The sequence below is a fragment of the Paenibacillus sp. FSL P4-0176 genome, assembly GCF_037975265.1.
Taxonomy (GTDB): Bacteria; Bacillota; Bacilli; order Paenibacillales; family Paenibacillaceae; genus Paenibacillus; species Paenibacillus amylolyticus.
This window is the reverse complement of sequence record NZ_CP150242.1, coordinates 5,780,306-5,792,786: the sequence shown is the minus strand read 5'-3', so window position 1 is coordinate 5,792,786 and position 12,481 is coordinate 5,780,306. Positions and strand designations below refer to the sequence as shown.

Here is a 12,481-nt window from a genome sequence, read left to right as displayed (position 1 = left end):
TAGCAGGGATGGGACATCGTATTCAGTTTGACCGCTATCCAGGTGGTGTGATGAAAGCGTTAACGCTCAGTTATGACGATGGAGTGGTGCATGATCGCAGACTGGTGGAAATCTGTAATCGGTATGGTCTGCGGGGAACCTTTAATCTGAACTCCGGTACCCTGGGTAATCCAGGCCGCATTGAGGCTGGGGAAGTCGCTGAACTTTATACGGGGCATGAAGTAGCCGTTCACACGGTTACTCACCCTACGCTGCCTTATGTTCCGAATGAACTATTGACCGAAGAGATTATCGAAGACCGAAAAGCATTGGAGCAGCTCGTCGGTTATCCGGTACGAGGCATGGCTTATCCCAACGGAGGGTACGACCGTGCGTTAAGTACAAAGCTGGAGTGGCTGGGCATTGATTATGCCCGTACCGTTGAATCACATGGCAGATACACGTTGCCAGATCGGCCGCTTGAATGGCATCCGACGTGTCATCATAACCATGATCTGGCGGGGCATGCCAAACGTTTTATCCAACATTCCAAAACAGGTACGCCACTATTACTCTATGTCTGGGGTCACAGTTATGAGTTCAATGACAACGACAACTGGGAGATCATCGAACAGTTTGGTGAGCAGATTGGCGGCAGGGACGATATCTGGTATGCCACGAACATCGAAGTGATTGTCTATTGGAAAGCGGTGCAACGATTGGAGTGTTCAGCAGATCGCTCCATCATCCATAATCCGTCTGCCATCCCGGTTTGGTTCACGGCAGATCAGCAGGTTGTTGAAGTGCAGGGCGGAGAGACATTGCGGCTAAGCGAACGAATCAAGGTATAAGGAAGGGAGCTGACGATCATTCGTTATTTTCATGAGAACGAGGCGATTGCAGGCAAGGTGTACGATTCAATTCCGGATATATTGACCACGGTGGCTCAGCGTTATATTGGCGATCATCCGAAACATTCCTTTTTGTTCAGAGCTTATCATCAGGGAGGTTTTCGTAAACTTGGGGACTATCGCTACGACCTGAATCTGAATGAGAAATGCGTAGAGGCGCGTGCAGGGCAATACGTGTATGTATGGGGCAAGTTATGGGGCGAGCAGAATACAACGTTAAATACGGGCTTGAACTGTTATAGTCCGGTGACAATCTATGTGAACGGTGAAGAGGTATTCAAGTCTGAGCTGTTGCAGGAATTATTTCCCGAGCGAAGAACCCAGATTCCGATTTCCGTGAACTATGGCTGGAATGATGTATTGCTGTGTTTTGTCAAAACAGAAGTGGGATTCGGCGGTATCTACGGAACAGCCTCGTTCAAAAATTTCCCGCTCCACTTCCTCACTCCTGGGGGAGATCGTCAGGGTCAGGAGGGCTGGTTATATTCGGAACCCGTCGATGAACCTTTAGTATCTTTTCCTCGTGACGGCATGACGGAAGAAGAAACGGGTCTTACCTGGTATCCGCGCAGGGGCTGGACAGATGAGGAGCAGAGCATGGGTTCTTTTGCCCGCATCTTTGGTACAGAAAAGCCCGCTGTTGCCTACGCATGGTCCAGATTGGATGTAACTTTGCCAGGAACATCACCAGTTATTTTAAAAGGTCGTCATGATGGAGCTTTGACCCTGTATTTGGATGGCACGGAAGTATACTCTGCTGGAAGCAGCGGTAATTTCCGCGTTGAACTTCCTCGCCGTTACGGTACATCCGATCTGGTGGCGAAAGGTGAAATCCAGGCAGTTGGCGGCTCATGGGGATTCACGTTGGAAGATGCCGAGAGCTCGGATTCCAAAGGCTGGAGAATGAAATCGCCTCATCCGGTTGCGGGATGCTCTGACCCCTGGCTGTACACAGGTGTATTTGCTCCCGGTGCTGAACCATCGCATGCCAACATCGTGCGAACCGATACCGTATTTGATGATGGCGCACAAGGTGTGTATTGGCGGGTAGATCTTCCCGACACCCATGTCCGTCCTTACCTGGAGAATACACATTACGGAAAGTGGAATTATCCGCTTGGCGTTACCCTGCTTGGACTGCTCCAGACGGGACAGGAATTGGGACGGGATGATTACATTCAGTATGTACGGCAACATATTGAACTGAGTACTTCATTTGACCGCTATGGTCTGTGGGATCGGGAAGGGTACGGTGCTGCAGGGATTAATAATCAGCTGTCTGCCATCGACAGTCTGGATGATTGCGGTTCGTTTGGATCTACACTGCTCGCTGCGATGGAGTTGGGCGATATTCGTGGGGGAAGAGATACTGCGGATCGGATTGCGGGCTACATTACGGATGAGCAGGAACGTTTGGAGGATGGTGCCTTTTACCGGGTTCGCGGCAGTGGGGAGATGCGTCAGGAGACGATGTGGTGTGATGACTTGTACATGAGTACACCTTTTCTGATGCGTTATGGTCAATTGACAGGCGATGCGACGTATTGGGATGATGCGATCAATCAGTTTCTGATGTTCCGTAAATACCTCTACCTTCCCGATCAACAGATCATGTCCCACGTGTATGATTTTGTGCGTGGTCGGGCGACAGGTATTCCATGGGGACGGGGGAACGGCTGGGTGCTATTTTCATTAACCGAATTGTTATCCATCCTGCCACATGATCATGTGAAACGGTCGGAACTATTACAGTTCTATCGTGATTTAAGTGAAGGTTATTTGGCGTTGCAAGGGGAAAATGGACTATGGCATCAGGTGCTGAACCGCCCGGATTCATATGAAGAAACCTCCTGCACATCGATGTTTATCTACGCTTATGCCCGTGGTATTCGGGAAGGCTGGCTGGAGCAGCCAGAGCCTTATTTGGAGGCCGTACGCAAAGGATGGCACGGCATGACACGTTTGTCGATTGATTACAAAGGCAATATATATGGGGTATGCCGGGGTTCCGGGTACTCGTTTACCGCCTTGTATTATCGTGATGATTTGGGATGGAATCTGAACGATACCCATGGGATCGGCATTGTGCTCTTGGCAGGCATTGAAGCGCATAAAATGAACCAGCAGCTCCGTGAGGCGCATATCGATTCTTCGGTTACAGCCGCGCAGCGCTGATGTTTGACACAACGAAACGAATGTATGTGGATAGCCTTCTATAGATAGATTACCAGCTAAAGAAAGCGGCAAAGCCCTCGGGCTTGCCGCTTTTAGTTTGTTTCCAATTTCGAATCCGCTCTGCATAATAGCAATGATAAATACACTTACCTTCACCCAATAATATGAATAACTCCGTTTCTAGCACGTATTAAAATAGCTCCAGCTGCTCCGGTCCTTCTTCCTTCTCCGGTTCAGAACGGTCAGGGAAAGGTTTCACCGGCTGATCCAGCAGGTCCATCATCATCTGGGCATTCGCCGCTGCATCGCCACCGGAGTTGTTGTTGAAAATAACATAGACATCCTTGCTCTGCTCCTGCAATTGCTCCAGATATCCTTTCCACTCCAACAATTCTTCCTTGTTGTAACGGTATAAATAACGGGTCTCGCGCCAATTGGGCGCACCATTCTGATGCCAACCGGACACATTGCGTCCGTGCAAGCGCACCAGCGTCATCTCGGAATCCGTCGCCTGTGGCACGATGGGGATAGAACCTAGACCTGCCTGAGGTTCGTCACAGACGCTGTGAATCCAGCCTTGCTCTTTCAGGAACGAAAGCGTCCGCTCGCGCATGTCACCTTCATACCAGCTACGATGACGGAATTCCAGGGCACACGGAATGCCCTCCATTCTCAGTTTCACTTCACGAAGCTCTTTCACGTTGTCTTTATTGCACTCAAACCAAGGCGGATATTGAAACAAGGCTGCCTGCATCTTGCCGGCTTCAATGACCGGTTCCAGTGATTCCCGAAAAGCCTTATACATCTCCGACGTGCTGGTGAAGTATGGTTTGCCTCGCAGATGTCCGGTCATTCCCTGATAGGCTTTGATGATAAAAGCAAAGGATTCGGGCGTCTCTGCAACCCACCGTGCCATTCGATCCCGCGGCTGAACGGCGTAGAAAGAACTATCCACCTCCACGGTGGAGAAGTACTGTCCGTATAGACTGAGCTTGTCTTTGTCTTTGGTACGGTTTGGATAGAGATCTTCCTGATCCCCCCATCCGGTAAGTCCGATGCGAATCATAAGAACACCTCCTGTTGCTTTTTGAACAACCTCTTATAATTAACCGATTTGCAGGCATATGTCTAACATTATATCGTGTGCATTTTGGCTCTTCAATGTTGGAAAATTACTGGGATTTTTTGAGTTTGCAGAATAAAGACGTTACAATACATTAAAGCTAGTGGAAATGATCAGGCCTGTACATAGCGTACTACAGATAGAGAGCCAGTGACCAAGTGGAGGGCGAGAATGGATGACGGAATGGTATAAAAAGAGTTTTGGAGAAGATTATCTGCTCGTATACAAGCACCGGGATGTGCAGGGTGCCCATCAGGAAGTACATAAAATGATTAATTGGTTGAAGCTTGAGCCCAATTCTGAAGTATTGGATCTATGCTGCGGTATGGGACGGCACTCCATGGCACTTGCTGACGCAGGATTGCGAGTGACCGGAGTTGATCTGTCCGATGTGCTTCTACGTGAAGCGCGCCTAATGGACACTGAACACCGAGTATCTTGGTGTCACGCAGACATGCGTGAACTGCCGCTGAAAGGTGGCTTTGACGCTGTAGTTAATCTGTTCACATCGTTTGGTTATTTCCTGGAGGACGGAGAACAATTGAAAGTATTACGTGCCATTCATCGCATGCTTCGCCCAGGTGGCAGCTATATTATTGATTTTATGAATACGGCTTATGTAACTCGTCATCTGGTGCAACACTCCGTTCGAGAGGATGAAGGACAGCGTATTGAGGAGTATCGCAAGATTGAGGAAGGGTTTGTGCAAAAGGAAATTCGCATTACGGATACCACATCCAGACATAAACCGCGGGTATATCAGGAACGTGTGAAGTTGTACACACGGGAACAACTGAGTCAGATGTTAAGTGCCGCCGGACTCCGGGTAGATCAGGTACATGGCGGCTATGACGAAGAGAAATATGACGAGCAGACTTCTCCGCGCATGATTTTTGTTGGTCGTCGTCCTGTGGAGTGAACAGAGACAGTTTGGAAGGGGGATAACATGAAGCGCACAGAAGAGATGCCCATGACAGAGGGCATGCACCGGGTCAAGATCAGCATGTCGTTTCCCTTACGATGGGTGAACAGTTATGTGTTATCAGAATCGGATGGGAAGATAACTATTATAGATCCGGGACCGCGTAATTCGGAAACAGAACAGGAGTGGAGTGAAGCGCTGGCAGATCTCGGCCTGACCTTTAGCGATATTCATCAAATTGTACTCACCCACCATCACCCCGATCATCTTGGGTTGTCGGGTTGGATGCAACAGATGACGGGGGCACCCGTTCGAATGTCCACACGCTCCCGCCAAGAGGCCGACTATATGTGGGGACCTGATTCACGTATTAATACATTATTACCTGATTATTATGGAAGCCACGCAATGCCGGAAGACAAGACTGAGCAGATACATGAACATATGAAGGCATTTACTTCGCAGATCACTCCACTTCCGAATGTCACACCCATTGAAGATGGCGAGTGGCTTAATATGGGCGGGAAACGTTGGGTTGCTGTGGAGACGGGGGGACATGCCCCAGGCCATTTATCCTTTTATGCGCCGGAGTCCATGGAGATTCTGTGCGGAGATGCAGTTTTGCCACAGATTTCACCGAATATTAGTCTGCAACCCGGCAGTGACCCACAGCCATTATTGTCTTATATGGAAGGATTGCAACGTCTCGGGGGGCTAAATGTCAAACAGGCGTATCCAGGGCATCGGAATCCTTTTGCCCAGTTCACCGAACGGACAGTACAATTGCTCGCTCATCACGAGGAACGTCTTCAGAAGATGACGGAACGAATTCAGGAGTCACCGGCGAATGCGTATGACATCTGTGTGCACATGTTTGGCAATCGGCTGGGTACCCATCAACTGCGGTTTGCCATGAGTGAGACGTTAGCCCATTTGCAGGAGTTAATTCGACGCGAACTAGTGAAGCAAGAGCAGCAACCGGATGGGACGTTCTATTTTCAAATCTAAACGGAATGATGATATCGATATGGAATGATAATACGATCTTATATAGAGGCTCGGGACAGGAAATTCACCTGTTCTGGGCCTTTTTAGCCTCTCTTAACGGTTCATTCATCTATTTTTAAGCCAGCGCGCCTATGATACATCTATGAACTTCGCTAAAGAAAGCAGGGAAGAGCGATGACCAGAAGAAAACGGAATCAATGGAGAAAATGGCAAGCTTCAGCGGCAGCAACGTTGACTGTGGCTGCACTTTTTCAATATGTAAGAACTTCGGATGCCTTTGATGTGGCCTATGCAGCAGCAAATGGCACAGATACAAGCGTTACTGCTTCAAGCCAAGTGGATACGCATGATGATGTGATGGATGAATGGATCAACAGTACAACGAACAGCAACAACTGGAACACGCAGGACAATTACAATAATGATAGTCAATATAATGGAACATCCGATAGCACACAAGCAGCTCGGCCAGATCAGAGCACGAGTAACGAGGGGAATTATTCAGATTCTCAGCGTATCGGGCAAAATAACCAGGGTACAGACTCCGGATACAGCAGTGGCAACTATCAGTCACGTACAGGTGCGTCATGAGCCGCACGGAGCAAGTTGCTCGTCCGCTCCGATTTCAATTCCGTGCGATGAACACGGATGTTGAAGTGCAACTGTCAGCTGGGCGGGAAGAAGCTGAACATGCAGCAACCGTGGTGAAGAATTGGTTTGAGACGCAGGAGCAACGCTTCAGCCGATTTGTTGCAGACAGTGAACTGAATCGTTTGAATGCTTCAACCGGATGGATGCCCATCTCCGCTGCGATGGATGAAGTTTTGAGTTTGGCCTATGGATATATTGGCCTGACCGAAGGGATTTTTCAACCGGGTATCTCGCAGGCTCTTCAGGCTTCAGGATACGATCTGAGCTTCGAGAAGGTGCAGCAACGACAATTGAAACGTCCATTAATTGAACGCATATTGCGAACGAGAACACCTGAATCATCAGGCTGGATGGAAGATCGATATGACCACAGCCGTCCGAGCTGGATTCAGCGGGAAGGTAGCCGGATGGTTCATCTGGACCCCGGAGCTGAGTTGGACTTAGGAGGCATTGTTAAGGGCTGGGCAGTAGAGCGTATCGCAGACTGGTTGCAGCGAACATTGCATATTCCAGCGGGTTTGATTAACGCGGGTGGAGATATTCAAGTATGGGGTTCACCAGACCATTCCCAATGGACCTTGCAAGTAGCAGATCCTTTGCAGAATCAGGGTGCTATGTCGGGAGCGATCCGTTTACAGCGAGGAGCTGTTGCCACTTCGGGTATTTCCCGCAGACAATGGCAGAATACGGATGGAAGCTTTGCACACCACCTCATTGACCCCCGGACGATGGAGCCGGCAGATACGGACGTATTGCAGTGTACCGTTCTGGGACAGCATGCTTCGCAATGCGAGATCATTGCCAAGACGGTATGCATTCTGGGGAGTGCCGAGGCGGTGGGCTGGTTAAACCGACATTACGATCGGCATGACGTCCTGTGGATGACACGGGATGGGAGTAATTATTTTAGAGGGAATACGGATACGCTTGCTGAGCACTGGCCCGGTTTTGATCCGGATCATCGCTTCAGTCTATTATAAACGAGGACAAGTCTAACAGATATGGGGGAGCCGGTTATGGCACAATGGATTGTAGATTACCTGCCAACGTGGAATATCATTCGAATTAGTGGAATTGCTGCTTATGTGTTGCTCTTTGCCGGTGTGTTTCTGGGTATTGCGCAAGGGATGCCTATGGCCAAAGGCAAACCAAAAGCAGCCATGTTCAAATGGCATACCCGAACGACCTGGCTCGCCTTCGGACTTGGACTCGTGCACGCATTAACGTTATATATTGATCATTACAGCCCATTTACCTGGAGAGAACTTCTGATTCCTTTTACCGCCTCCGTACATCCGATCGGCAGTGGTCTGGGAACGTTAGCCTTCTACGGATTAGTGATTGTCCTGTTATCCAGTGATCTGCGGAACAAGCTGGGCCGTAAATGGTGGTTCATGTTCCACATGTTGTCCTATCCGGTGTTCATTGGTCTGCTGGTTCACGGCATGGTTACCGGAACGGATTCTGGCAACATCATCATGCGGATGATATATGTATTTACCGGACTCAGCATTCTCGGTATCACCGTGCTACGTGGCATGTTGCGAGAGCGTAAAGGCCCGGAAATCACGATTGGACCGAAACGGGCAACATCTGGTTCACCTTCCGAGCAGAATTGGGTTGAAGGTTTTGGTTTGGTGGGAACGGTACGACCTAAACATCTGAAATAATAAAATGTGGATTATCCAATATGTATCGCTACACATGCAAAAAAGCGGCCATCAGGCCGCTTTTTCCATGAACAGTTATTTTATTGAACAGTCATTTCACGAAGCATCCATACACATGTCCAATGTTCCACATGGCTTCATTTATGAAACGATTTACGCATTATACAGCGTCATCACTAACAGGTTTTTCTCCCAGTGCTTCTTCAAGCTCGGATTGTTTGCGATGGGCGATCCGACTGCTCGCTGCTGATGCAATCGCACCGACAATATCATCGAAGAACGTGTGGACAGGGCCCAAGCTCTTGTCATTCAGTCGTTCAAGCACCCCTGGTTTCAGCTTGTCCACATAACCATAATTCGTAAATCCAATGCTACCATATACATTGACGATGGAGAATGCCAAAATCTCATCCACGCCATACAGTCCTTCATCGTTCTCAATCATCTCCTGCAAAGGAGATATGAGCTGCCCCTGTTCTGCCAGAATATCAAGCTGAATCCCGGTCAGAACAGCATTCTGTACCTCACGTTTACGGAGAACCATCTCCACATTTTCGATACATTCTTCCATCGTAAGACCTGGATAATATTTTTGTTGCAATAACATGACCAGCTCTGCGATCTCAGGGATCGTGACGCCCCGCTTATGCAGCCATTCCCTTGTTGCCTCCGCCACCTTGCGGCTATTCAGGCTGTAAGGGATTTTTTCTTGCTCAGGATGTTCCATGGGCGATTCCTCCTCTGAAGTTAGCAATGTCCCTACTCTTGCTTCCTAATACGTTATTAACCTGGTTTACGTTTCTTTAAGATAATAAAATTATAAGTTTCAGTGAAGTTGAACAATTCGATTACTACATGGAAAATTTCAGCTAAACACGGTCTGTCTTCCGTGAAAGTGCGTTGATAGACATTTTTCTTATTATCTTTTAGTTATTTTTTGGACAAAGGCTCGTATACATGGTAGTACAAACTGTAAAAATGATGAGGGGGAACGTGATCATGAGAAAGATCCATTCTTTGCGTACGGTATCGGCAGCAGCGCTGCTGAGTATTCCTATGGTATTGTCAGGCTGCGGCATGTTTGGAGCACAGTCTTCCGAAGCTGTTGATCCACCACCGCCCATCCAGGAAGCAGCTATGATTCAAGCGGCCGAAGGGAATGGAGCACTCGCAATGCTCCCGTTAACGACGGTATATCTGCAAGACCAGCAGGGGCTGCTCGCTCCGGTATCCCTGACACTTCCTTCTGGAACAGACGCAAGCAGTCCAAAGACAGCTCTGGACACACTTGTCACAGGCGGGGCCTATGCGGGTATGCTGCCTGAAGGATTCCAGGGCGTTCTCCCGCAGGGAACGGTTGTGCAGAATGTAACGATTCACGCGGATGACAAGCTGGCGGTCGTTGAATTCTCGGGTAATTTTGCCAAGTATGATGCAAAGGAAGAACGGAAAATGCTAGAAGCTGTCACGTGGACATTGACGGGAACGCCTGATGTGGAGAATGTGCAGATCTGGGTGGATGGCAAAAAGTTAACACAAATGCCTGTGAACAGCACGCCGTTGCCTGAACCGCTGAATCGGGCTGTGGGAATCAATCTGGATCTGGGTGATACGTTTGTGACCAACAGCAGCCCGGTAACGGTCTATTTCTCCGCTGCTTCGCCAGCGGGCATCCAATATTATGTTCCAGTGACACGTCTGGTTACACCTGGTGAAGATCGGGTGCAGGCAGCATTGAACGAACTGATCAAAGGACCTGACAAAGGTGGAGAACTGGAAGAGGTTATGACAGGCGGAACGGAGCTGCAATCGGTCAAAACGGCAGAGGATGGCACGGTCACGGTTGCCCTGAAAGATGATATGTTTGCCGAAGGGGATATCGTGCCAAGCGAGCTGTTACAGTCTGTCGTATTAACCACTGCGGAGAACACAGCCAGCAAGGATGCCAAAGTACAGATCGAGTGGAACGGCCAAAAAACGGTCATGGGTGACGACAACAGGGATTACAGTGCGCCGGTTTCCAAGCCTGAATATATCAACGAAATTCCGATTTAATGAGCAAGGAATGCTTAAGGATGCTTTTAACCGAACTCTTTGGTAAAATATAAGGGATTAGTAAAAATACGTGTTCAAAAAGATCGGTTTTCAGTACCGAGAAGATGGGATGAAGCTAGAAATGGAGTAGCGGAGCGTAGGCAAACTACGTGAGCAACTACAATGTTTCCGAAGGAAACATACTTCGTAAGCTTATGCTTATTAGGCTGAATTCCATATTCGATGCTGATGATGCCTTAAGGCATTTTTCGTAATCAAAAGCGATCTTTTTGAACAATCTCTAAAAGTGTGAATAAGTTCAACATTACAGGATGCTTAAGTCGTAGGAGGCAGAAAATATGAGATCAAACGGACGAACCAGCGAACAGCTGCGCCCGCTGAATTTAACAGTGAACACGAATAAATACGCCGAGGGCTCTGTACTGATTGAAGTTGGAGATACAAAGGTGATCTGTACAGCTACAGTAGAGGAACGTGTACCTCCCTTTATGAAAGGGCAGGGTAAAGGCTGGGTAACAGCTGAATATTCCATGTTGCCACGTGCAACACATACTCGGAACCAACGTGAAGCCAATCGCGGCAAATTAACTGGACGCACCATGGAAATCCAGCGTCTGATTGGTCGGGCACTGCGCTCGGTAGTTAATCTGCAGGCTCTTGGTGAGCGTACGATTACCTTGGACTGTGATGTTATTCAAGCTGACGGAGGCACACGCACAACGTCCATTACTGGTGCGTTTGTAGCGCTGGCGCTTGCCGTGAACAAGATCTCCCAACAGCACAAACTGCAAGTGTTCCCGATTACGGATTTCATTGCCGCAGTAAGTGTGGGTGTTGTGGGTGAACAGCCTGTACTGGATCTGAACTATGATGAAGATTCCAAAGCCAAGGTAGACATGAATCTGGTGATGACAGGTGGCGGTAAATACGTCGAGCTTCAGGGAACAGGTGAGGAAGCACCATTTGATCGCCGTGAGCTGAACGCCATGTTGGAACTGGGCGAACAGGGAATTCTGGAAATGATCGAGCGTCAAAAAGAAGTGCTTGGACCGATTGCGCTCAAGATCGGCGCGCGTGGATTAGGGGAAGCCTAAGATGAGTTTGGACAGCCCAATCCTCATTGTTGCAACCCGCAATGCGGGTAAAGTCCGTGAATTCGCTCATGCTTTCGCACCGCTTGGCAAAGAGGTTAAGAGCATGTTTGACTATCCGGAGCTACCGGATGTGGTAGAAGATGGCGTAACGTTTGCGGAGAATGCCTGGAAGAAAGCCAAAGCGGTTGGTGATGCGCTTGGTTTGCCCGTTCTGGCAGATGATTCAGGTTTATGTGTAGACCTGTTGGATGGTGAGCCAGGGGTATATTCAGCGAGATATGCAGGTGAAGGAGCAACGGATGCACAGAATAATGCGAAGTTGCTGGAGACGCTGGAATCGTTGAAATCCGGTGAGGACACCGAGCAGCCGCTACTAAGTCCGGCTCGTTTCGTTTGTGCGCTGGTCCTGTACGATCCAACAACAGGTGATAAGTATGAATCAGAAGGCACTGCGGAAGGCTGGATTACGGCTCAAGCTGCAGGTGCTGGCGGTTTTGGATATGACCCACTCTTCTATGTACCTGAATACGAGATGACGATGGCAGAGCTGACGCTTGAGCAAAAGCAAGCGATTAGTCACCGTGGTCATGCGCTGAGAGCGCTTGTATCCAGACTTGAAGGCTAAGACTAAATGAAACATCTTGATTTAACTTCATGATATGTGAACATCAAAGCGTTAATGGAAGGACAGAAGCATTCCGATGGGATGCTTCATCCGCCATTAACGCTTTTTCTATGAATTGAAGTGTTTGATCGGGTTCGGTGAGGGTCCATCCATATACCTAATTGAAGATAGCTATTTCTGCGACTATACATCAGAACGTATGTTCTTGTACCTACATGAGAAATGGTTTACATTGCACGATTGGGAATCTCATTGGGACTGGAGTTGG

The 12,481-nt window shown here is 48.7% G+C and carries 12 protein-coding genes; 10 read left to right on the top strand and 2 right to left on the bottom strand.

The features are described from left to right. Positions 1–8: 8 nt before the first annotated feature. A complete protein-coding gene (locus MKY95_RS26790; RefSeq protein WP_339195228.1) occupies positions 9–830 on the top strand; it encodes a polysaccharide deacetylase family protein in 822 nt (273 codons plus the stop codon). A gap of 57 nt (positions 831–887) precedes the next feature. After that, the gene (locus MKY95_RS26785; protein ID WP_339195225.1) at positions 888–3,065 is read left to right on the top strand and encodes a glycoside hydrolase family 88 protein; all 2,178 of its coding nucleotides are present in this window, start codon (positions 888–890) and stop codon (positions 3,063–3,065) included. Positions 3,066–3,255: 190 nt separating this feature from the next. Here MKY95_RS26785 and MKY95_RS26780 read toward each other — a convergent pair whose 3' ends face one another. Beyond that, entirely contained in the window at positions 3,256–4,131 is an 876-nt protein-coding gene (locus MKY95_RS26780; RefSeq protein ID WP_339195222.1) for a DUF72 domain-containing protein, read from the bottom strand. Between the two features lie 232 nt (positions 4,132–4,363). Here MKY95_RS26780 and MKY95_RS26775 point away from each other — a divergent pair, with 232 nt between their 5' ends. The 5 genes from MKY95_RS26775 (at position 4,364) to MKY95_RS26755 (ending at position 8,439) form a co-directional block, all read left to right on the top strand. Next, positions 4,364–5,107 (top strand): methyltransferase domain-containing protein, encoded by a 744-nt coding sequence (locus MKY95_RS26775; protein WP_339195219.1) that lies wholly within the window; start codon positions 4,364–4,366, stop codon positions 5,105–5,107. A 27-nt stretch (positions 5,108–5,134) separates the two neighbouring features. Beyond that, positions 5,135–6,118, top strand: a complete 984-nt coding sequence (locus MKY95_RS26770) for an MBL fold metallo-hydrolase (protein WP_339195216.1) — start codon at positions 5,135–5,137, stop codon at positions 6,116–6,118. A gap of 174 nt (positions 6,119–6,292) precedes the next feature. After that, entirely contained in the window at positions 6,293–6,709 is a 417-nt protein-coding gene (locus tag MKY95_RS26765) for a hypothetical protein (RefSeq protein ID WP_339195213.1), read from the top strand. Continuing rightward, a complete protein-coding gene (locus MKY95_RS26760; RefSeq protein WP_074096270.1) occupies positions 6,706–7,749 on the top strand; it encodes an FAD:protein FMN transferase in 1,044 nt (347 codons plus the stop codon). The genes MKY95_RS26765 and MKY95_RS26760 overlap by 4 nt, the downstream gene beginning before the upstream one ends. 36 nt (positions 7,750–7,785) lie before the next feature. Beyond that, positions 7,786–8,439 (top strand): ferric reductase-like transmembrane domain-containing protein, encoded by a 654-nt coding sequence (locus MKY95_RS26755; RefSeq protein WP_339195210.1) that lies wholly within the window; start codon positions 7,786–7,788, stop codon positions 8,437–8,439. Positions 8,440–8,599: 160 nt separating this feature from the next. On the opposite strand, the gene MKY95_RS26750 is transcribed toward MKY95_RS26755, so the two are convergent. Then, on the bottom strand, positions 8,600–9,166 hold the full coding sequence (locus MKY95_RS26750; RefSeq protein ID WP_017692570.1) for a phosphatidylglycerophosphatase A: 567 nt from the start codon (positions 9,164–9,166) through the stop codon (positions 8,600–8,602). A gap of 272 nt (positions 9,167–9,438) precedes the next feature. Here MKY95_RS26750 and MKY95_RS26745 point away from each other — a divergent pair, with 272 nt between their 5' ends. The 3 genes from MKY95_RS26745 (at position 9,439) to MKY95_RS26735 (ending at position 12,213) form a co-directional block, all read left to right on the top strand. Beyond that, positions 9,439–10,494 carry a GerMN domain-containing protein gene (locus tag MKY95_RS26745; protein ID WP_047841205.1) on the top strand — a complete coding sequence of 352 codons (1,056 nt, stop codon included), beginning with the start codon at positions 9,439–9,441 and terminating at the stop codon, positions 10,492–10,494. A gap of 338 nt (positions 10,495–10,832) precedes the next feature. Beyond that, the gene (gene rph / locus MKY95_RS26740) at positions 10,833–11,588 is read left to right on the top strand and encodes a ribonuclease PH (RefSeq protein ID WP_017692572.1); all 756 of its coding nucleotides are present in this window, start codon (positions 10,833–10,835) and stop codon (positions 11,586–11,588) included. Between the two features lies 1 nt (position 11,589). Further along, positions 11,590–12,213 (top strand): XTP/dITP diphosphatase, encoded by a 624-nt coding sequence (locus MKY95_RS26735; protein ID WP_017692573.1) that lies wholly within the window; start codon positions 11,590–11,592, stop codon positions 12,211–12,213. Positions 12,214–12,481 lie beyond the last annotated feature (268 nt).

What these genes read in the sequence shown, in the direction of transcription:
- MKY95_RS26790 (WP_339195228.1), top strand. Translation starts at nt 9, where the DNA reads ATGGGACATCGTATTCAGTTTGACCGCTATCCAGGTGGTGTGATGAAA.
- MKY95_RS26735 (WP_017692573.1), top strand. Translation starts at nt 11,590, where the DNA reads ATGAGTTTGGACAGCCCAATCCTCATTGTTGCAACCCGCAATGCGGGT.
- MKY95_RS26770 (WP_339195216.1), top strand. Translation starts at nt 5,135, where the DNA reads ATGAAGCGCACAGAAGAGATGCCCATGACAGAGGGCATGCACCGGGTC.
- rph (WP_017692572.1), top strand. Translation starts at nt 10,833, where the DNA reads ATGAGATCAAACGGACGAACCAGCGAACAGCTGCGCCCGCTGAATTTA.
- MKY95_RS26765 (WP_339195213.1), top strand. Translation starts at nt 6,293, where the DNA reads ATGACCAGAAGAAAACGGAATCAATGGAGAAAATGGCAAGCTTCAGCG.
- MKY95_RS26775 (WP_339195219.1), top strand. Translation starts at nt 4,364, where the DNA reads ATGACGGAATGGTATAAAAAGAGTTTTGGAGAAGATTATCTGCTCGTA.
- MKY95_RS26760 (WP_074096270.1), top strand. Translation starts at nt 6,706, where the DNA reads ATGAGCCGCACGGAGCAAGTTGCTCGTCCGCTCCGATTTCAATTCCGT.
- MKY95_RS26745 (WP_047841205.1), top strand. Translation starts at nt 9,439, where the DNA reads ATGAGAAAGATCCATTCTTTGCGTACGGTATCGGCAGCAGCGCTGCTG.
- MKY95_RS26750 (WP_017692570.1), bottom strand. Translation starts at nt 9,166, where the DNA reads ATGGAACATCCTGAGCAAGAAAAAATCCCTTACAGCCTGAATAGCCGC.
- MKY95_RS26780 (WP_339195222.1), bottom strand. Translation starts at nt 4,131, where the DNA reads ATGATTCGCATCGGACTTACCGGATGGGGGGATCAGGAAGATCTCTAT.
- MKY95_RS26755 (WP_339195210.1), top strand. Translation starts at nt 7,786, where the DNA reads ATGGCACAATGGATTGTAGATTACCTGCCAACGTGGAATATCATTCGA.